Genomic DNA, 21,396 nt, shown 5'->3' with positions numbered 1-21,396 from the left:
CGGTCACGGCCCGCCCCTGATGTGGCGTGTTGCTGCGGTGCGATAGCGTTGCCGTCCCCTCCAAGCTGTGGCCTTTGTGCCTGACTCCGTCATGACGAAACGTATTGCGTTGGTGGTCTACCCGGGTTTTCAAATGATTTCGCTGGCGGCGATGTCGGTGTTCGAGATCGCCAATTTCGGTCGCGACACACCGCTGTACGAAGTACTCACTGTGTCCGTCGACGGTGGGCTGGTGAAGGACTCTGCGGGGATTTCCGTGGCGACGGAGGTGATCGGGCGAAGCCACTACGACACGGTGCTGGTGGCAGGTGCGACGTACGTGGCGCCGACCGAGCCGGATCTGGTCGACGCGCTCAAACGCCTTGCTCCCAGGGTGCGACGCATCGGGAGCATTTGCTCGGGGGCCTTCGTGCTGGCGGATGCAGGCTTGCTGCAAGGGCGGCGCGCAACGACGCATTGGGGGCAGGCGAGCGCATTGCAGCGGCAGCATCCCGATGTCGTGGTGGAGGATGACCGCATTTACGTCAACGATGGCGCCGTGTGGACGTCGGCGGGCATGACGGCGGGCATCGATCTGGCGCTTGCTCTGGTCGAGGCCGATTACGGCGGCGAAATTGCTCGTGAGACGTCTCGCTTGCTGGTCGTGCACTACCGGCGCACCGGCGGTCAATCACAGTTCTCGACGCTCTCGACGCTCGAGCCCAGCTCGGACCGGGTGCGCACAGCACTGGCCTATGCGCGAGAACATTTGCGCGAACCGCTCTCGGTCGAGCAACTGGCTGCGCACGTCCACTGGAGTGCCCGGCATTTCAGTCGCGAGTTCACGTTGCAGACCGGCCTGACGCCGGCCAAGGCCATCGAGAAGTTACGGCTCGAGGCCGCTCAGGCACTGGTCGAAGCAGGCGAAGCCTCGATCGCACGCGTGGCCGCTGTCACCGGATTCGGTGACGAAGAACGTATGCGCCGGGCCTTCGTGCGCACGCTCGGCAAGCCGCCGCAAGCGTTGGTGCGCGAAGCGCGCGAGCGCATGCGTGCCTGAAACGAGGGGCGCGTGCCGTCGACATATGGCCATATCGACATGCCGATGTAGGGGCGTACCCGCCTTTGCCAAGGTGGCGTTGTAAGCGTTTCATGAACGATACATTTTCGACGCCTCACGCTTCGATCTCTCGTAAGTTGAGTTATTAATTCTTTTTAAATCAATGGGTTGATGCGTCTGGCACGGAATTCGCGTATGTGAATCGTGTATGGCGAAGCGCCAACCCGGATTCTCCGCAGGCTGTTGGTCGCAGACACCTGTGCATCGATGCACGGGCGGAGCCCCTGTTGCCCGCGTTTTCCGCAAATGCGTTGTCGCCGTAACGCCGAACCTTATGGCGGGGTTCGACGTGAACCGAAGGAAATGTGTGCGCGTGCGCGGGGAGGGGACCATGAACGGGTTCAAGGCGACTTTGGTGGCAGCCGCCGCAACGGCGATGCTTTGCGGCATTTCGATCAACGCGTCGTACGCTGCCGGTGGTGGTGGCGGAGGGCGTGGCGGTGGGGGCGGCATCGGTTTTGGCGGTGCCGGCGGCGTTGGCGGCTTAGGCGCATTCGGTGGTCCCGGCGGTCCGGGCGGCGGTGTTGGTATTGGTGGAATCGGCGGCGCAGGCGGTTGCGGTTGCGGCGGTCACAGTGGTGGCGGCGGCGGCGGCGGTGGCGGCGGCGGTGGTGGCGGTGGTGGCGGTGGTGGCGGTGGTGGCGGCGGCGGCGGCGGCGGCGGCGGTGGCGGCGGCGGCGGTGGTGGTGGTAGTGGTGGTGGTGGTGGTGGTGGTGGTGGCGGCGGCGGTGGCGGTGGCGGTGGCGGCGGTGGTGGTGGTGGCGGCGGCAGTGGCACCGGCGGCGGCAGTGGTGGCGGCACCGGCGGTGGCGTGGGAGCAAGCAGCGGTGGCGGCGGAGGTGTCGGCGTGGGTGGCCCCGGCGGTCGCGGCATCGGCGGCGCTGCGGGTGGCAATGGATTAGCGGCATTCGGTGGTCCCGGCGGCTTGGGTGCGGGCGGGGGCAGTGGATGCAACATGAACGGCCAGGCGGGCGAGGAGCCCTGTCCCTGAGCCAGTGGTGGGTGGGGGCCTGCATGCGTTCGGCACAGCGCATGCAGGCACTGGCCCTCGGCATGTCGAGAACGTCATGCGTTTCGCAGGTTATTCGTCGGTTCCTGACGCGACCGGCTGACGGCTCAGCCGTCGGCCGTGCCACCCCCCCGGCCCGTGATCAGGCTGTTCTCCCGGCGAAGCGCCCCTTCGGTGATCCGAGGGGGCGTTTTTTTTGATTTGCTTCGCCTACCGGAGCGAAACGCGGGATATGGAAATGCCGATTATGTATTTCGTGTAAACCCGCATTTGTGGCAGCATCCCGATTCCGGTCGCGCACCCTGGCTGTCCGCCGCGCGACCGTAGCGAATCCATCAGGTTCGCGCTCACTCGCACAGGCGCTCAACAGGCGTTGGCATCTATAAGCACAAGGAGAATTCGCACATGCTGTCCCGTCAACTGATCAATGCGTTCCTCGGCGCAACGTTTGCGCTGGCATCCCTCGGCGCCTCGGCCCAGACTGCCGACAAGCCCCTGAAGGTCGGCACCATGGCCGGCTCGGACGCGCAGATCTTCGAAGTCGTGAAGAAGGTTGCCGAAAAGCGCGGCCTGTTCATCAAGATCGTCGAGTTCAGTGACTATGCACAGCCGAACGCCGCGCTCGACGCCGGCGATCTGGACGCCAACGGCTTCCAGCACAAGCCGTTCCTCGACAGCCAGATCAAGGACCGCGGCTACAAGATCGCCACGGCCGGCCTGACCTACGTGTCGCCGCTGGGCTTCTACTCGAAGAAGTACAAGTCGCTCAAGGATCTGCCCAATGGTGCGCAAGTCGGTATCCAGAACGACCCGTCGAACGGCAATCGCGCTCTGCTGCTGCTGCAAAAGGAGGGCCTCATCAAGCTGAAGGCCGGTCTGGAAGGCAAGAACGCCACGCCGCTGGACATCGCGGAAAACCCGAAAAAGCTGAAGATCCGCGAACTGGAAGCCGCGCAATTGCCGCGCGCCTTGCCGGATCTGGATGCGGCGTCGATCAACACCAATTTCGCCGCGCAGGCCGGTCTGGTGCCCAAGCGCGACGCCATCGCCATCGAAGATCTGAAGGGGCCGTACGCGAACCTGATCGCCGTGCGCACGCAAGACCTCAACAAGCCCTGGGTCAAGCAACTGGTCGACGCTTACCACTCGGACGAAGTGAAGCAATTCATCGATGCCCAGTTCAAGGGCGCCCTGATTGCGACGTGGTAATCGGCCATCCGCCATCGACAGACCGGACATCGGTGTGCCTTGTGCGCATCGTTCGTTGTCAAAGGGAAACCGGGGTTTCGACCCCGGTTTTTTTACGCCCGTCGCGCGGGGCTACCTCGGCGCCGGAACCCAACGGTTTGACTAGAATGGAAGCGTGATTCCTATCGACGGGAGGCCGCCATGTCCATGATCAACGTTTCGATGATGCTCGTTGCGCTGTTCGTCGGCTTCGCCATTGGCATGCTCTTCGATCATTTCTGGGTGACGCATCACGACGAGCCATCCCGGCACAAGCGGCTTGACTGGCACGAGATGTGGGAGCGCATTCGCCATCAGCATTGAGCCGGATGAGGCCTTATCCGAGTGCTTGGGCGAGACGCGCCTGCGCGCGACGGTTAGCCGCCCGCGCGAAGCTTTCGCCACAGGGTTGAGCGGCTGATGCCGAGGGCTTCGCATGCGGCGTGACGGTCGCCGCCGCAAGCTGCCAGCGTCGAGTGAATGCGCGCGAGTTCTTCGGCCGTGCGTCGCGCGCGGCCCGTGAGCGGCGCGTCGCGCAATACGTCGTCCATCGGCGTCATGCCGGTTTGTCGTTCCGCGTTCGTTTTTGAAACGTCTGTCGCGGCGGCGTGGCGTGGCATTCCCAATTCCGGCGCAATCTCGATGAGTCGAGCCCGGCTGATTTCCCGGGCGTCGACCACATCCGCGCAAACGACTGCGATGCGCTCCAGCAGGTTTTCCAGTTCCCTGACATTTCCCGGCCAGCGGTAAGTGGCGAGCAGTGGCAGCAGCGACGCCTGCAAGGCATCGACACTCATGCGCGCGCCTGCGCGAGCCAGGGCGCGTTCCAGAAACAGCGGCGTGAGTCGCGGCAGGTCTTCCATGCGCTCGCGCAACGGCGGCAGCACCATGCGCAGGATGTTCAGGCGGTAGTAGAGGTCTTCGCGAAACAGCCCGGCGGCGACTTGCTGGCGCAGGTCCCGGTGTGTCGCGGCAATCACGCGCACGTCGCATGGCACGGGTTCGTTGGCGCCCAGGCGCAGGACTTCGCGTTCCTGCAATACGCGCAGAAGCCGCGTTTGCAGCGGCATCGGCATCTCGCCGATTTCATCGAGGAAGAGGGTGCCGTTGTGCGCCGTCTCGAACAGCCCGGCCTTGCCGCCGCGACGCGCCCCGGAAAACGCGCCATCTTCATAGCCGAACAGTTCGCTCTCGAGCAGCGTCTCGGGAAATGCCGCGCAGTTGATCGCGACGAACGGATAGTCGCGTCGTCGACTGGCATTGTGAATGCCTTGCGCGAGCAGTTCCTTGCCGGTGCCGCTCTCGCCGTGCACGAGCACCGTCGAATCCGTCTGCGCATAGCGTCGGCCCAGCGCGCGAACTTGCGTCATGGCGGCCGAATCGCCGATCAGGTCGTCCAGCCGATAACGCGCCACGAGATGTCTCGGACGATGCCGCGAGCGTAGCGAACGATCGACACGCGAGAACGACTGCGAGTCCTGACACGTCAGCAGCGCGCCGGTGAGCGTGCCCTGATCGAGCATTGGAATGCGGTTAATGACCCAGGTCTTGCCCGCCATCGACACAATGGCTTCGAGCTCGGTGCTCGCGCTCTCGAGCGTTCGCGCGATGTCGAGCGCCGGCGCGATGGCGTCGAGCGCGCGCCCGACGGCGTCTGCCACCGTCACGCCAAGCATGCCTGCCATCGACGCGTTGATCGCCTCGATGCGCCCGTTCAGGTCGACGGCGGCCACGCCCTCGTGCAGGTGACGCAGTACCGTGTCGAGACGTTCCCGCCGTTGCGCTTCGATGCGCCCGAGACGCGCCACTTCCAGTGCCGTGTCGAATGCCGCACGAACCGAGTCCTGCGAATAGAGGAAGATGCCGGTGAGCCCGGCGCGCTCGGTCAGTTGCGTGACGAGGCCCGGGCCGACGATCACTTGCATGCCTTCGTCGCGCAGCCGGTGTACGAGGTCTTCGGCATTTTGCGCGTCGACATAGGTGTGCTGGGGGATATCGATGTGAAAGGCGCGCTTGAAGCGCTCGAACTCCGGGACCGGGCGGGCATAGGACACCAGCGCGATGCGCGAGTCGGGAGACGGCGAGGGCAAGGCCCGGCGGGCGCGGGCGAGCGCATGCAGGACGTCCGAGCCCGTCACCTTCACCAGCACCACCGGCAGCGCGAGGCGCTCGCGCAGGAAGTCGCCGTTCGATCCGGCAGCGACGATGCCGTCAACGCTCCCCGCAGGCAGGCGTTCGAGCGCTTCGATGACCGCCTCGTAGCCCTTGTCGACGATGTGCACGTCGGCCTGTGCGGCATAGTCGGGCACGATATCGCGGTACAACTCGCCGAGCTTGCTGATGCCGACGGCCCAGATGACCGGCTTGCGCATGGCGGGCATGGCGCGCGTGCGCGTGCCGACGGCGGGTAGTGTCGGCAACGTCGGCAATGTCGGTAATGTCGGCAGCTGGGGGGGCAATTCGGAAGGGATCGAGTTCGGCATGACGGCGTGGCGGATTTCACTGGGTGACGTCGCATCGTAGCATGTTGCGATAAAACGTTTCATTTTTCGTTTCAAAGTGAAAAAAAATGAACGCGACAGACGCTCGACTTCCCGAAATTGCGTGACATTGACCTTGACGTAAACGTCACGTGGGCGAAGAATTTCTCTCGTGAAATGAAGGCGTTAGCAACATTGGAAGGTTTGGATGACGCGAATGCCGGTCTGGCTGGCACGCGCATTGCTAATGAAGTGACCGCTACTCATCGCTATTTCACCCACGCGTGAGCGTCGGCATCTGCCGGCGAGTCGCGCAAGACACGACCGAGGGACTCAAGTGACGCAAACCATTCGTTCGGCCGGCGCCGCCTTTCGCGAGGCCGTCAAGACCGAGCAACCGTTGCAGGTTGTCGGTGCGATCAACGCCAACCATGCCCTGCTGGCCAAGGCGGCCGGTTTCAAGGCGATCTATCTGTCGGGCGGCGGCGTCGCAGCCGGCTCGCTCGGTCTGCCCGATCTGGGCATTTCGACCCTCGACGACGTGCTGACCGATGTGCGCCGCATTACCGACGTGTGCGATCTGCCGCTGCTGGTCGACGTCGACACGGGCTTCGGTCCGTCGGCTTTCAACATCGCACGGACGGTGCAGTCGCTGATCAAGTTCGGCGCGGGCGCGATGCATATCGAAGATCAGGTCGGCGCAAAGCGTTGCGGCCATCGTCCGGGCAAGGCCATCGTGACGCAGCAGGAGATGGTCGACCGCATCAAGGCGGCCGTCGACGCGCGCACCGACGAGAACTTCGTCATCATGGCGCGCACCGATGCGCTGGCCGTTGAAGGATTGCAGGCGGCCATCGACCGGGCGTGCGCGTGCGTCGAAGCCGGCGCCGACATGATCTTCCCGGAAGCCATGACCGAACTGCCCATGTACCGGCAGTTCGCCGACGCGGTGAAGGTCCCCGTGCTCGCCAACATCACCGAGTTCGGTTCGACGCCGCTGTTCACCGTCGAAGAACTCAAGAGCGCGCAGGTCGGACTGGTGCTCTATCCGTTGTCGGCCTTCCGCGCCATGAACAAGGCGGCGGAAAACGTCTATCACACGATTCGTCGTGACGGCACGCAAAAGGCGGTGCTCGACACGATGCAAACACGCGCCGAACTCTACGAGAGCATTGGCTATCACGCTTACGAACAGAAGCTCGACGCCCTGTTCGCCCAACAGAAATAACGAATCCCTGATCCTGGAGGAATGAGCATGAGCGAGACGACTGCCACCGGCTTCAAGCCGAAGAAATCCGTTGCCCTGTCGGGGGTGACCGCGGGCAACACGGCCCTGTGTACCGTGGGCCGTTCGGGCAACGATCTGCACTATCGCGGGTACGACATTCTGGATCTGGCACAGGCCTCGGAGTTCGAAGAGATTGCGTATCTGCTGGTCTACGGCAAGCTGCCGACGGTAGCCGAACTGCGTGGCTACAAGGCCAAACTCAAGTCGCTGCGCGGCTTGCCCGCCGCCGTGAAAGATGCCCTCGAAGCTGTGCCCGCCGCCGCCCATCCGATGGATGTGATGCGCACGGGCGTGTCGGTGCTCGGCACCGTGCTGCCGGAGAAGGACGACCACAACATTCCGGGCGCGCGCGACATCGCCGACCGTCTCATGGCAAGCCTGGGGTCGATGCTGCTTTATTGGTATCACTACAGCCAGAACGGCGTGCGCATCGATGTGGAAACGGACGACGACAGCATCGGCGGCCACTTCCTGCATCTGCTGCATGGCGAAAAGCCGTCGGAGCAGTGGGTGCGCGCCATGCATACCTCGCTGATTCTGTACGCGGAGCATGAGTTCAACGCCTCGACCTTCACGGCGCGCGTGATCGCCGGTACCGGTTCCGACATCCACTCCGCCATCACCGGCGCCATCGGCGCGTTGCGCGGCCCGAAGCATGGCGGCGCAAACGAGGTGGCGTTCGAAGTGCAGAAGCGCTACAACTCGCCGGACGAAGCCGAAGCGGACATCCGCCGGCGCGTCGAGAACAAGGAAGTGATCATTGGCTTCGGCCACCCCGTCTATACCGTGAGCGATCCGCGCAACAAGGTCATCAAGGAAGTCGCCCACGAGTTGTCGAAGGCGCAGCAGAACACGGCGATGTACGACATTGCCGAGCGGCTCGAGTCGGTCATGTGGGACATCAAGAAGATGTTCCCGAACCTCGACTGGTTCAGCGCCGTGAGCTATCACATGATGGGGGTGCCGACCGCGATGTTCACGCCGCTGTTCGTGATCGCCCGCACGTCGGGCTGGAGCGCGCACATCATCGAGCAGCGCATCGACAACAAGATCATTCGCCCGAGCGCCAACTACACCGGTCCGGAAGATCAGCAGTTCGTGCCGATCGAGAAGCGCTGAGTCCGTACCGCGCTCGCACCCGGCGAGCCCGGAGCGTCGGCGGCGGGATTCCCGCTGACGCTCCGTTCCCGGGCGCGACGCGCCATCCTTACTTCGCGCCACACCGCAACCGGCCGGGCCGACACTTTCCTCACATGATGAACACCGAATATCGCAAATCCCTGCCCGGGACGTCGCTCGACTACTTCGACGCCCGTGCTGCCGTCGACGCCATCGCGCCGGGCGCGTACGACACGCTGCCGTACACCTCTCGCGTGCTCGCGGAAAACCTCGTGCGCCGCTGCGATCCGGCCACGCTCACCGATTCGCTCCGGCAGCTGATCGAGCGACGCCGCGATCTCGATTTCCCGTGGTTCCCCGCCCGTGTGGTCTGCCACGACATTCTCGGCCAGACCGCGCTGGTCGATCTTGCCGGTCTGCGCGACGCCATCGCGGCGCAAGGCGGCGATCCGGCACTGGTCAACCCGGTGGTGCCGACGCAACTCGTCGTGGATCACTCGCTGGCCGTCGAATGCGGCGGCTTCGATCCGGATGCCTTCGCGAAGAACCGAGCCATCGAAGACCGTCGCAACGAAGACCGCTTCGACTTCATCAACTGGACGAAGAAGGCGTTTCGCAATGTCGACGTCATTCCGCCGGGCAACGGCATCCTGCACCAGATCAACCTGGAGCGCATGAGCCCGGTGATTCAGGTCACGGACGGCGTGGCGTATCCCGACACGCTCGTGGGCACCGACTCGCATACGCCGATGGTCGACGCGCTGGGCGTAATCGCCGTTGGCGTTGGCGGACTCGAAGCGGAGAGCGTGATGCTCGGTCGCGCGTCCTGGATGCGTCTGCCCGATATCGTCGGCGTCGAGCTCGCGGGCAAGCCGCAGCCGGGCATTACGGCGACGGACATCGTTCTCGCGCTCACCGAGTTTCTGCGCAAGGAGAAGGTCGTCTCCGCCTATCTGGAATTCTTCGGCGAAGGCGCTGCGAACCTGACGCTGGGCGATCGCGCAACGATCTCGAACATGGCGCCGGAATTCGGCGCGACCGCAGCCATGTTCTCCATCGACGCCCAGACGATCAAGTACCTGAAGCTCACCGGCCGTGACGATGCCCTCGTCGCGCTGGTCGAGACTTACGCGAAGCACACGGGCCTGTGGGCCGACAGTCTGACGAAGGTCGAGTACGAGCGCGTGCTCAAGTTCGACCTGTCGAGCGTGGTGCGCAACATCGCCGGGCCGTCGAACCCGCACAAGCGCGTGCCGACCAGCGAACTGGCCGCGCGAGGTATTAGCGGCAAGGTCGAGAACGAACCGGGGCGCATGCCGGACGGCGCCGTCATCATCGCGGCCATCACGAGCTGCACGAACACCAATAACCCGCGCAACATGATTGCGGCGGGTCTGTTCGCACGCAATGCGAACCGTGCGGGCCTCGTGCGCAAGCCGTGGGTCAAGAGCTCGCTCGCCCCGGGCTCGAAGGCCGTGACGTTGTATCTGGAGGCCGCCGGCCTGCTGCCGGAGCTCGAAAAGCTCGGTTTCGGCGTGGTGGCCTATGCGTGCACATCGTGCAACGGCATGTCGGGGGCGCTCGATCCGGTGATTCAGAAGGAAGTCGTCGAGCGCGATCTGTACGCCACCGCCGTGCTCTCGGGCAACCGCAACTTCGACGGTCGCATCCATCCGTATGCCAAGCAGGCGTTCCTCGCCTCGCCGCCACTGGTGGTGGCCTATGCGATCGCCGGGACGATCCGTTTCGATATCGAAAAGGATGTGCTCGGCGTGGACGCCAACGGCAAGCCGGTGAAACTCGCCGACCTGTGGCCGAGCGACGAAGAAATCGACGCGATCATCGCGAGCAGCGTCAAGCCGGAGCAGTTCCGCCGCGTGTACGAACCGATGTTCGCCGCGTCCGTCGAGCCTGGCGAGCGCGCCGAACCGCTGTACGAGTGGCGCGAGAAGAGCACGTATATCCGCCGTCCTCCTTACTGGGAAGGCGCGCTGGCCGGTGAGCGCACGCTGCGCGGCATGCGTGCGCTGGCGGTGCTTGGCGACAACATCACGACCGACCACCTGTCGCCGTCGAACGCCATCATGGCCGATAGCGCAGCGGGCGAATATCTCGCGAAGATGGGGCTGCCCGAAGAGGACTTCAATTCATATGCGACGCATCGGGGCGACCACCTGACGGCGCAACGCGCCACCTTCGCCAACCCGACGCTCAAAAACGAGATGGTCGTGGTCGACGGACAGGTCAAGGCCGGTTCGCTCGCGCGCATCGAGCCGGAGGGCAAGATCACGCGCATGTGGGAAGCCATCGAGACCTACATGGCGCGCAAGCAGCCGCTGATCGTGATCGCCGGGGCCGACTACGGTCAGGGCTCGTCGCGCGACTGGGCGGCCAAGGGCGTGCGTCTGGCGGGGACCGAGGCGATCGTCGCGGAAGGCTTCGAGCGGATTCACCGCACCAATCTGGTCGGCATGGGCGTGTTGCCGCTCGAATTCAAGCCGGGCACGAATCGCAAGACGCTCGGCATCGATGGCAGCGAGACGTTTGACGTCGTCGGCGAGCGTACGCCGCGTGCCGATCTCACGCTGGTCATTCACCGGAAAAATGGCGAGCGCGTCGACGTGCCCGTGACCTGCCGTCTCGATACGGCCGAAGAGGTGTCGATCTATGAGGCGGGTGGGGTGTTGCAGCGCTTCGCGCAGGACTTTCTGGAATCGTCGCAGGCCGCTGCCTGAGGAGAGACGTGATGGCGCATCAGCCACAAATCCGTATTCCCGCCACGTATATGCGTGGCGGCACGAGCAAGGGCGTGTTCTTCCGCTTGCAGGACCTGCCCGAGGCCGCGCAGACACCGGGCGCCGCGCGCGACGCGCTGCTCATGCGTGTCATCGGCAGCCCCGACCCGTATGGCAAGCAGATCGACGGCATGGGCGGGGCCACGTCGAGCACCAGCAAGACGGTCATCATCGCCCGCAGCGAGCGACCGGAGCACGATGTGGACTATCTGTTCGGGCAAGTGTCCATCGACCAGAAGTTCGTCGACTGGAGCGGCAACTGCGGCAATCTGTCGGCGGCCGTCGGCCCCTTCGCGATCAGCAGCGGTCTCGTGGACCCGGCGCGCGTGCCCCGCGATGGCGTGGCGGTCGTGCGGATCTGGCAAGCGAACATCGGCAAGACCATCATCGCGCACGTGCCGATGACGGACGGTGCGGTGCAGGAGACGGGCGACTTCGAACTCGACGGCGTGACGTTTCCCGCCGCCGAAGTGCAGCTCGAATTCCTCGACCCGGCCGCCGAGGAGGACGGTGAGGGCGGCGGGGCGATGTTCCCGACCGGCAATCTGGTCGACGACCTGGAAGTCCCCGGCGTGGGGACGTTCAAGGCGACACTCATCAACGCCGGCATTCCGACCATCTTCCTCAATGCGGAGGACATCGGCTATAAGGGCACCGAGCTGCAGGACGCCATCAACAGCGACCCCAAGGCGCTCGCGATGTTCGAGACGATCCGGGCGTACGGCGCGATCCGCATGGGGCTGATCAAGGACGTGTCGGAAGCGGCGACGCGACAGCACACCCCCAAGGTGGCTTTCGTGGCGAAGCCCGCGGCGTATACGGCGTCTAGCGGCAAGGCCGTGAACGCAGACGATGTCGACCTGCTGGTGCGGGCGCTGTCGATGGGCAAGCTGCATCATGCGATGATGGGTACGGCTGCGGTTTGTATTGGCGCCGCCGCGTCGATTCCGGGCACGCTCGTGAATCTGGCGGCAGGCGGCGGCGAGCGCAACGCGGTGCGCTTCGGTCATCCGTCGGGAACGCTGCGCGTGGGCGCGCAAGCGAAGGAAGACGGCGGCGAATGGACGGTCACCAAGGCCATCATGAGCCGTAGCGCCCGCGTGCTGATGGAAGGCTGGGTTCGCATTCCTGCAGACGCCTTCTGATCGTCAACGGTTCCGCGTCATAGGAGGTCGTCGATGTCCGCAGGTCATTCGAATCCATCCGGCCCATCCAGCCCATCCAGCCCATCCAGCCCTTCAGGGCCATGGAATGGGCCGCCTCCGCCCGACGCGGTGCTTAGCGATATCGCAGACTACGTTCTGACATACGAGATCGGCAGCGATCTCGCCTTCGAGACCGCGCGCTACTGTCTCATCGACACGCTCGGATGCGGTTTCGAAGCGCTGTCGTATCCCGCGTGTACCAAGCTGCTCGGCCCCATCGTGCCGGGCACCATCGTTCCGAACGGCGCGAAGGTGCCCGGCACGCCGTATCAGCTCGATCCGGTGCAGGCGGCGTTCAGTCTGGGCGCGATGATCCGCTGGCTCGATTTCAACGACACGTGGCTCGCCGCCGAATGGGGGCACCCGTCTGACAACCTCGGCGGCATTCTCATGACGGCCGACTGGCTCTCGCGTACGGCGATTGCGCAGGCACAGCCGCCGCTGACGATGCGTCACGTGCTTGCGGCGATGATCAAGGCGCATGAAATTCAGGGCTGTCTGGCGCTGGAGAATTCGTTCAATCAGGTCGGGCTCGATCATGTGGTGCTGGTCAAGGTCGCGTCGACGGCGGTCGTCGGCGAGATGCTGGGGTTGTCGCGCGACGAACTGATCAACGCGCTTTCGCTGGCCTTTGTCGACGGTCAAAGCCTGCGGACCTACCGGCATGCACCGAACACCGGCAGCCGAAAGTCGTGGGCGGCGGGCGACGCCACGAGTCGCGCCGTGCGTCTGGCGCTCATGGCGCGCGCGGGCGAGATGGGCTACCCGTCGGTGTTGACGGCCAGGACGTGGGGCTTCTACGACGTGCTCTTCAAAGGCAAGCCGTTCGTGTTCCAGCGACCTTACGGGTCGTATGTGATGGAGAACGTGCTGTTCAAGATCGCGTTTCCCGCCGAGTTTCATGCGCAGACGGCGGCCGAGGCGGCGATGACGCTGCACCGTCAACTGGCGGCGATGGGACGCAGCGCGCAGGACATCCGTTCGGTGAAGATTCGCACGCACGCGGCGGCCATTCGCATCATCGACAAGCAGGGGCCGCTCGCCAATCCGGCCGATCGCGATCACTGCATTCAGTACATGGTGGCCGTGCCGTTGCTGTTTGGCCGATTGACGGCGGCGGACTACGAGGACGATGTGGCCGCCGATCCCCGTATCGATGCCTTACGGGCGAAGATCGTGTGCGAGGAGGACCCGCAGTTCACGCGCGACTATCACGATCCCAACAAGCGCTCGATTGCCAATGGCCTGAGCGTCGTCCTGAACGACGGCACTGCACTCGATGAGGTGCTCGTCGAATATCCGATCGGTCACAAGCGGCGTCGCGACGAGGGGATCCCGTTGCTCGTGGAGAAATTCAAAACGAACCTCGCCCGGCGCTTTGCCGCCCGCGCGCAGGCCCGCATTCTCGACGTGGCACTGGACCGGCAACGGCTCGAAGCCATGCCCGTGCACCAGTTTGTCGATTTGATGGTGTGACGCGCCGACACGCATGACATCCGCACAGGTGACGCGGGCGCCACTGCATGCGGACAACGAACAGGCCGCCGACTTTCTGCGGATCGTGATCGGTCGTCACGATCCGCGAGTCGAATGGGAAATCTCTGCGCTACCGCCTGCGCGTCAACCCTTATGCGTATAACGCAGACGCGTCATCTGTTCCGCGCTGTCGGCGAGCAAGCCGGCGGCGTCGGCGATAGCCTTTTCCAGCGTGGTCGGACCGAACGTCAGCGAGAAGCACCCGGAGAACACGCGTGAGAGGCTCTCCAGCGCGCTGCGGTCGATCGCGCCCGAGAGCAGCGACGCCGTGGCGCCGGCCTTGATGGCGACCTGTGCGGCGATCATCGGCGTCTTACCCGACAGCGTCTGGCCATCGCTGCGACCTTCGCCGGTAATCAGCCAGTCGGCGCCTTGCACGGCTTGCGGCAGCCCCACGCGCTCGGCCACCACTTCCGCACCGGAGCGGAACTGCGCGCCGAGCAGATGCAACGCGAAACCCAGCCCGCCCGCCGCACCGGCGCCTGCGCGGCTCGCGGCTTCACTGGCGTTGAACGCACGATGCGCATGGCCGGCGAAATGCGCGATGGCGCGGTCGAGCGGTTCGACCTGCGCTTCGCTCACGCCCTTTTGCGGCCCGAAGATTGCCGTCGCGCCTTGCTTGCCATTGAGCGGGTTGTTCACGTCCGACATGGCGATCAGTTCGCAATCCTTCAGGCGGGCGTCGAGTCCGTTCAGATCGATCGACGCCACGCGATGCAGTGCGGCCGGCACCGGTTGGACTTCCGCGCCGGCCTCATCGAGCAGGCGTGCGCCCAGCCCGACAAGCAGACCCGCGCCGCCATCGTTCGTGCTGCTGCCGCCCAGACCGATCAGCACGCGGCGCGCGCCCGTATCGAGCAAAGCGCGCAGCAACTCGCCCAGTCCCAGCGTCGAGCGTTCGGCCACCGGCGTCTGCATGCCGACCGGATCGGTGATGCTCACGACGTTGGCGCTTTCCAGCACGCCCGTGCCGTCCGGCATGACGCCGTACTCAGCCGTCACCGAGGCGCTGCCCGCACCGCGCACCGACAAGGGCACGCGGCGTCCGCCCGCAGAGAGCAGGGCGTCGAGCGTGCCTTCGCCACCGTCGGCCATCGGACGCAGGCGCAGATCGGCCTGCGGCAGCACACGCGCAATACCGGAGGCGATGGCTTGGGCTACTTCGGGCGCACTCAGCGAACCTTTGAACGAATCGGGGGCGATGACGATGATCGGGGCTTGCGCATTGCTGGACATGGAAATCGGGACAGTCGCAAAAAGGGGTTGGCAGGGTTCACGTGCGCCGCAGGGCAAACTCGTTCCGCTTGTGGTTTTCGCTTATGGCGTGTCGGCAGGACCGTGAGTCCGGTCTCCGGTGAGCGGGCGCACGCCGGCTCGCAATGGGTGGGACGCGAGGCGGTGCGGCGCAGTGTGACAGAAACCAGCAATATACGCGATTCGGGCCTGCGCGCATTGCGCGAATTGCCATGCTATGAATAACACGAGTAAGATGAGCGCCTACTGGCAGTATGTCGCCCGATAGGCTGCACGGCGTGCGAATCGCTTCGCCGTGCGAGTGCAGACGCAGGCGACGGCGCGCCAGCCAACATCAATGAACAACACGGCGCGTGGGCGACCCGGCACGGATGCATCAAGACATCCCCAGGTCGTCGGGCATGACGCGCCTCGATCAGATACCGCATGAGATCACCCGAAGGCCCCGCCGGTTATGGCGGCGGGCGATGCCGGGCTGAGGCGTGCGATAACGATTTGCCAGTGTGGAGCGGGGCCATGGACCGGGGCATCATTACGAATTCCGACGCGATGCGCAAGGCGCAGCGTGGTGTCGCACGTGCGACGGCGCTCGCCGGCGTGACGCTGGTGGTGCTGCTTGGCGGGTGCGCGCAAACGGCGCCCGTGTCGGCGTCGCCTGACGATCCGCCTGTGGGCAGCGTGGCCGACGTTGCACCGGAAAACGTAAAAGTCGAGACGCTGCCCGCATACCGCGACACGATCGACGACGCCCGCAACAACGGCGCGGTCTGGCAGGGTTCCTCGAAGAAAACGCTCGTGCGGGTGAGCGCCTGCACCGCCCGGCTTTGGAAGAAGCAATTGCCGTATGCCCGTCTTCAGCGAACGAAAGCAGGCACTGGCCAGACGCTCGAACTGTCGTCGAACGACGATGGCATCCTCGCCATTCTCGATCTTGCCCCGCACAAGCCAGGCAGCGAAGGGGCGCTCTACCTCGGCTCGACCGGGCCGCAATCGCTCGCAGACGCTGTGCGTCAGTGCCTCTGAGGCAAGGCGTTCCCGGCCGCGAGTAAGTCGGCTGGTCGGCCCATTCGTTCAATTCGGCCGATTTGTTCACTTCAGTCGTTCTGCACCCCCTTCCCGCCGGCCTCACGGGCCCAGGCTTCGCCGCGCAACGCCGTCATGCTGCTGTCACTGTGGCGTCATACAACGGCGGAGTATCATGACGGCGAACGCGCGGCCGCCCGGCTGCGCGAGCGCTTTTATCCGCGTGCGTGCCGATGTCCCATACCGAATCCGCTGACTCACTCGAACCCGCAGAATCCGCCGACTCTGTCGAATCCGCTGACGCCGCTCAGGCCTCGCTCAATGCCCGCCAGCAGTCGCTCTTCGACGCCGTTCGCCGCGACGGTTTTCTGACGGTCGACGAACTGGCTGTGCGCTTCGATGTCACGCCGCAAACGATCCGCCGCGACATCAACTTCCTCGCCGAGCGCAAGTGGGTGCGGCGTTACCACGGAGGTGTCGGTCTGCCGGGCGGCGCCGAGAACGAGGCCTACGACGCCCGCCAGACGCAACTGGCCGATGAAAAACGTCGCATCGCCGTGCGTCTTGCCGAACAGATTCCCGATCACGCCTCGCTGTTCATCAACCTGGGCACGACGACGGAGGCCGTGGCGCGGGCGTTGTCACGTCATCGGGGCTTGCGCGTCATCACGAACAACCTGCACGTGGCGGCCATGATGAGCAGCTATGCCGATGCGGAGGTCATCATCACGGGCGGTGTGGTGCGCGCGCGCGACCAGGGGGTGACCGGCGAGGCGACGCTGGATTTCATTCGACAGTTCAAGGTCGACTTCGGCATCGTCGGGATTTCCGCCATCGATGCCGACGGCACGCTGCGCGACTTCGACTACCGGGAAGTGCGGGTCGCCGAAGCCATCATCGCGCAGTCCCGCACGGTGTTTCTCGCGGCCGACCATAGCAAATTCGGTCGCCCGGCGCTTGTGCGGCTCGGGCATCTGTCGCAAATCGACGCGCTATTTACCGACCGCCCCGTGCCGCCCGCCATGCAGGCCGTGATCGACGAGGCGGGCACGCTGGTGCACGTGGCGCACTGAACGACCGGGTGATTCGGTAGGTCATTCGTCGGGTCATTCGGCGAATGCAGGACGTCTACGGAAGGCGCACAGGAAGCAGAGGGCACACCGAATCACGCGAATTCGCACATTGGCCCAATGAAATGTGCGAATTCGAAACTCATTTTGCGTGATCTGTTAGAATTCGAAGACCGATGTTCGTAAACGAACAGTAATTCGTCAAAAACGAACATTTCCGAACTTTTCTGAATTGACCCGCATCGCTCGGAGTAGCGTCGTGCAGACATCCGCCCAATCGTCTTCGCCCCTTGGACTGGCCGCTCAAGCGCAGGCCGTCCCTTCTGCCTCGTCGACCGCTGCCGTTCCCCCAGCCCCTTATGACCTGCTGGTCGTGGGCGGCGGGATCAATGGGACGGGCATTGCGCGCGACGCCGCCGGACGCGGTCTGCGGGTGTTGCTCGTCGAGCAGGACGATCTGGCGTCGCACACCTCGTCTGCCAGTACCAAGCTGATTCACGGCGGTCTGCGCTACCTCGAATACTACGAATTCGGGCTGGTACGCAAAGCGTTGCAAGAACGTGAAGTGCTGCTGCGAGCCGCGCCGCACATCATGTGGCCGCTGCGCTTCGTCATGCCCCACATGCCGAATCTGCGTCCCGCGTGGATGATTCGCGCGGGCCTGTTTCTCTACGATCACCTCGCCCGCCGCGAAATCCTGCCGGGCTCGCGCGGCATCGACCTGCGCCAGCACCCGGCGGGCGCACCGCTGCGGCGCGATCTGACACGTGGCTTCGTCTACTCGGACGGCTGGGTGCAGGACGCCCGTCTGGTCGTGCTCAACGCGCAAGACGCTGCCGAGCGTGGCGCCACGATCCTCACGCGCACGCGTCTGGTCGGTGCGCAGCGCGGCGAGCATTCGTGGACCGCGCAGCTCGAAACGACGACAGGCGAGCGTCAGACCGTGCGCGCGCGCGCCATCGTCAACGCGGCCGGGCCCTGGGTGGGACATTTGCTGGGGGACGTACTGCGTCAGAGCGCGACGCATCGCATCCGCAACGTCAAGGGCAGCCATATCGTCACGCGCAAGCTGTTCGATCACGACCACGCGTACATCTTCCAGAATCCCGACAAACGCATCATCTTCGCCATTCCGTACGAGCGCGACTTCACGCTGATCGGCACGACCGACATCGAGTATCTCGGCGACCCGGCCAATGTGGCGATCAACGATGACGAAGTCGCTTACCTCTGCAAGTCGGCCAGCGAGTACTTCACCCGGCCGATCACGCAAGGCGATGTCGTGTGGACGTATGCGGGCGTGCGCCCGCTGATGGAAGAGGACGTCTCCAATCCGTCGGCGGTCACGCGCGACTACAAGCTCGAACTCGACGCGCCCGGCACGCGCGCGCCGCTCCTGTCGGTGTTCGGCGGCAAGATCACGACGTACCGCCGTCTTGCGGAAGAAGCCATGTCCCACCTGCATGGCGCGCTCGGCTTCACACATGGCGACTGGACGGCGGGTGCGCCGCTGCCGGGCGGCGACATGGCCCAGCCGGACGCGGGCGTCTTCGAGACCTCGCTGCGCGCGCAAATGCCGTGGCTGCCGGCGTCGCTGGCGCACCGTTACGCCCATACTTATGGCACGCGCACGCATGTGCTGGTGGGCGACGCCGATTCGCTCGACGGCCTCGGCCAACGCATCTGCGGCGAGCTTTACGAGGCCGAACTGCGCTATCTGGTCCAGCATGAGTGGGCACGCACCGCGCAGGACGTGCTGTGGCGCCGGACCAAACTCGGTCTGCACGTCGGCAAGGAAGGCGAGGCAGCGGTGGCGAAGTGGTTCGCGCAGCATCTGGAAATGGCGGCCTGAGCGGCTGCCACACGGCAATCACCGTGCAATCGCCGTGTAGCAGCCGCACCGCCGCCGCACCGTAGCCGTATTGCCGCCGTATTGCCCCCCACAGCGCGCGGCGCACAAAACCATAACGATCCAAGGAGACGAAGGCTATGTCAGCAGGCGCGTACATCCTCGCGTTCGACCAGGGCACGACCAGCTCGCGAGCGCTGCTGTTCGACCGTGACGGTCATGTGGTGTCGACCGCACAAAAGGAGTTTCGCCAGATTTACCCGCACCCGGGTTGGGTCGAACACGATCCGCGTGAGATCTGGGCGACGCAGGCCGGCGTGGCCGCCGAAGCGCTGACGCACGCCGGTATCGGCGGCGCGGACATCGCTGCCATCGGCATCACGAATCAGCGCGAAACCACCGTCGTCTGGGATCGCCGCACGGGTGAGCCGGTGTACAACGCCATCGTGTGGCAAGACCGGCGTACCGCCGATTTTTGCGAGCAACTGCGCGCGCAGGGTAACGAGGCGCTGGTCGCGAGCCGCACCGGTCTTCGTATTGACTCCTACTTTTCCGGCAGCAAAATCCGCTGGATTCTCGATCACGTCGACGGTGCACGCGAGGCGGCCGAGGCGGGGCATCTCGCGTTCGGCACGGTCGATAGCTGGCTCGTGTGGCATCTCACCGGCGGCAAACTCCATGTCACCGATGTGTCGAACGCCTCGCGCACGATGCTCTTCAACATCCACGCGCTCGACTGGGACGACGAACTGCTCGCGCTCCTCGACGTGCCGCGCGCGATGCTCCCCGAAGTGCGTTCGTCGAGCGAAGTGTATGGGCACACCGCCACGCCGCTGTTCTCCGCGCCGGTGCCGATTGCAGGCATCGCGGGCGATCAGCAGGCCGCCCTGTTCGGGCAGATGTGCCTCTCGCCGGGCATGGTGAAGAACACTTACGGCACCGGCTGCTTCATGGTCATGAACACCGGCGACAAGCCGCAGGCGTCCAGCCACAATCTGCTCACGACCGTGGCATGGAAGATCGGCAATCGTGTCGATTACGCACTGGAGGGCAGCATTTTCATCGGCGGCGCCGTGGTGCAGTGGTTGCGTGACGGCTTGGGCATCATTCGCCATTCGCGCGACGTCGAAGCGCTCGCCACGAGCGTGCCCGATGCGGACGGCGTGGTCCTCGTGCCGGCCTTTGCCGGACTGGGCGCGCCGCACTGGCAACCGCACGCACGCGGCACGCTGTTCGGCGCCACGCGCGGCACGACTGCGGCACACGTCGCGCGCGCCGCGCTCGACAGCATCGCTTTTCAGACGCTCGACGTATTGCGCGCCATGGAAGCCGATGCCGGTCTGCATGTGTCGGAGTTGCGCGTGGACGGGGGCGCCGCCGCGAACGATCTGCTCATGCAATGGCAGGCCGACCTGCTCGGTGCAGACGTCGTGCGTCCTCGCGTGATCGAGACGACCGCCGCCGGCGCCGCCTATCTGGCTGGCCTCGCAGTGGGATACTGGCCGGACATCGATACGCTCCAACGGCAGTGGCAGTTGCAGCGGCGCTTCGCGCGCCAGCTCTCCGAGAGCGATGTCAGTCGCGCGGTCGGCGGGTGGCAACGCGCGGTGCGGGCCGCGAAGGCGTGGGCCGAAGATAGCTGAGCGCGGACATCCGTCCGATCCGACCGATATCCGTGCGCCACCGAGAGATGCTGAACTCGCCTGACGAGGGAAGATTTCAGCGCAGCGCCCGACCGGGCGCGACATGACGGCGGTCACCGATGGCGTCGTGCCGGCGGTGCCGCCAGCTGGCGCACCGCTCGCGCGGATGCCGACGGGCCGACTTGGCCGGACTCGCCGGAGCGAGCGACCTCACGCAGGGACTCAGGGCGCAAGGCCCGGTGCGGCGCATTTGCATGATCCTCTCCCCGTAGATTCCCCTCATCCAAGCGCATCGCGTCGCCAATGTCGTGCGCGATGACTGGTGCAAATCCGTCCACACCCGGGGCGCTCCCGGCAAGGGGATAGGCATCGGGCGTGCCGGGGCCATGTGGCGTGCATGGCGTGATTCCCGAGGCGGTCGGCCTGGCGAAGAGACTTCCCCGAGTGCGGACGGCTTGCCCCTTCGTTGATGCGAGAAGCATGCCAATGCACGCAACTCCTTGAATCGTCAAAGAAGTTCGTTAACTGAAACGGGGGTGCTCGCGCCGTTCGGTGAAAAACGTTTCAGGTTTGAACGCGTGATGCCCTCGCCGGGGCGTGCGAAGGTGCGTTGCCGTCGCGAGGCGACGTGGACGGGGGGCAGGCGAACGATGTCTCGGCTGCCCCCGCGTTCGTGCGTCGATGGCAAGCATGACGGCCAAAGTGACGGCAATTTAGGCAAGGCACTTGACAGTCAATGCCGACGTGCGATTGCGCCGCCGACATGCGACTTATGCAAAGGGTTATCAACAGTTGCTGT

15 protein-coding genes are annotated in these 21,396 nt (G+C 64.9%); 13 read left to right on the top strand and 2 right to left on the bottom strand.

Annotation, left to right across the window (positions count from 1 at the left end):
- Positions 1-91: 91 nt before the first annotated feature.
- The 4 genes from UC34_RS15785 (at position 92) to UC34_RS25435 (ending at position 3,659) form a co-directional block, all read left to right on the top strand.
- The gene (locus UC34_RS15785) at positions 92-1,039 is read left to right on the top strand and encodes a GlxA family transcriptional regulator (protein WP_044456287.1); all 948 of its coding nucleotides are present in this window, start codon (positions 92-94) and stop codon (positions 1,037-1,039) included.
- A gap of 391 nt (positions 1,040-1,430) precedes the next feature.
- Positions 1,431-2,090 (top strand): hypothetical protein, encoded by a 660-nt coding sequence (locus tag UC34_RS25700; RefSeq protein WP_179950340.1) that lies wholly within the window; start codon positions 1,431-1,433, stop codon positions 2,088-2,090.
- A gap of 423 nt (positions 2,091-2,513) precedes the next feature.
- Complete coding sequence (locus UC34_RS15775; RefSeq protein WP_150622136.1) at positions 2,514-3,317, top strand: MetQ/NlpA family ABC transporter substrate-binding protein; 804 nt, start codon at positions 2,514-2,516, stop codon at positions 3,315-3,317.
- A gap of 180 nt (positions 3,318-3,497) precedes the next feature.
- Entirely contained in the window at positions 3,498-3,659 is a 162-nt protein-coding gene (locus UC34_RS25435) for a hypothetical protein (protein ID WP_157123210.1), read from the top strand.
- 53 nt (positions 3,660-3,712) lie between these two features.
- Here the strand turns inward: UC34_RS25435 and prpR are convergent, their stop codons facing one another.
- Positions 3,713-5,707 (bottom strand): propionate catabolism operon regulatory protein PrpR, encoded by a 1,995-nt coding sequence (gene prpR, locus UC34_RS15770; RefSeq protein ID WP_044458263.1) that lies wholly within the window; start codon positions 5,705-5,707, stop codon positions 3,713-3,715.
- 445 nt (positions 5,708-6,152) lie between these two features.
- Between prpR and prpB the strand changes: the two genes are divergently transcribed.
- From prpB to UC34_RS15745, 5 genes are all read left to right on the top strand, one after another.
- On the top strand, positions 6,153-7,043 hold the full coding sequence (gene prpB, locus UC34_RS15765; RefSeq protein WP_044456286.1) for a methylisocitrate lyase: 891 nt from the start codon (positions 6,153-6,155) through the stop codon (positions 7,041-7,043).
- Positions 7,044-7,070: 27 nt separating this feature from the next.
- Entirely contained in the window at positions 7,071-8,222 is a 1,152-nt protein-coding gene (prpC, locus tag UC34_RS15760) for a bifunctional 2-methylcitrate synthase/citrate synthase (protein WP_044456285.1), read from the top strand.
- A 137-nt stretch (positions 8,223-8,359) separates the two neighbouring features.
- On the top strand, positions 8,360-10,957 hold the full coding sequence (gene acnD, locus UC34_RS15755) for a Fe/S-dependent 2-methylisocitrate dehydratase AcnD (protein WP_044458262.1): 2,598 nt from the start codon (positions 8,360-8,362) through the stop codon (positions 10,955-10,957).
- Positions 10,958-10,968: 11 nt separating this feature from the next.
- Complete coding sequence (gene prpF / locus UC34_RS15750) at positions 10,969-12,162, top strand: 2-methylaconitate cis-trans isomerase PrpF (RefSeq protein WP_044456284.1); 1,194 nt, start codon at positions 10,969-10,971, stop codon at positions 12,160-12,162.
- A 129-nt stretch (positions 12,163-12,291) separates the two neighbouring features.
- Positions 12,292-13,698: a bifunctional 2-methylcitrate dehydratase/aconitate hydratase gene (locus tag UC34_RS15745; protein WP_044456283.1), complete on the top strand. Its 1,407-nt coding sequence runs from the start codon at positions 12,292-12,294 to the stop codon at positions 13,696-13,698.
- 144 nt (positions 13,699-13,842) lie between these two features.
- On the opposite strand, the gene UC34_RS15740 is transcribed toward UC34_RS15745, so the two are convergent.
- On the bottom strand, positions 13,843-14,994 hold the full coding sequence (locus tag UC34_RS15740; RefSeq protein ID WP_044456282.1) for a glycerate kinase: 1,152 nt from the start codon (positions 14,992-14,994) through the stop codon (positions 13,843-13,845).
- 534 nt (positions 14,995-15,528) lie between these two features.
- Here UC34_RS15740 and UC34_RS15735 point away from each other — a divergent pair.
- The 4 genes from UC34_RS15735 (at position 15,529) to glpK (ending at position 20,597) form a co-directional block, all read left to right on the top strand.
- Positions 15,529-16,035: a hypothetical protein gene (locus UC34_RS15735; RefSeq protein WP_044456281.1), complete on the top strand. Its 507-nt coding sequence runs from the start codon at positions 15,529-15,531 to the stop codon at positions 16,033-16,035.
- A gap of 233 nt (positions 16,036-16,268) precedes the next feature.
- Entirely contained in the window at positions 16,269-17,108 is an 840-nt protein-coding gene (locus tag UC34_RS15730) for a DeoR/GlpR family DNA-binding transcription regulator (protein WP_044456280.1), read from the top strand.
- 361 nt (positions 17,109-17,469) lie between these two features.
- Positions 17,470-18,957: a glycerol-3-phosphate dehydrogenase gene (gene glpD, locus UC34_RS15725; protein ID WP_044458261.1), complete on the top strand. Its 1,488-nt coding sequence runs from the start codon at positions 17,470-17,472 to the stop codon at positions 18,955-18,957.
- Positions 18,958-19,094: 137 nt separating this feature from the next.
- Positions 19,095-20,597, top strand: coding sequence for a glycerol kinase GlpK (glpK, locus tag UC34_RS15720; protein WP_044456279.1), 1,503 nt, complete (start codon positions 19,095-19,097; stop codon positions 20,595-20,597).
- Positions 20,598-21,396: the final 799 nt, after the last annotated feature.

The sequence above is a fragment of the Pandoraea vervacti genome (assembly GCF_000934605.2).
Classification (GTDB): domain Bacteria; phylum Pseudomonadota; class Gammaproteobacteria; order Burkholderiales; family Burkholderiaceae; genus Pandoraea; species Pandoraea vervacti.
This window is presented reverse-complemented; position numbering and strand designations above follow the sequence as displayed.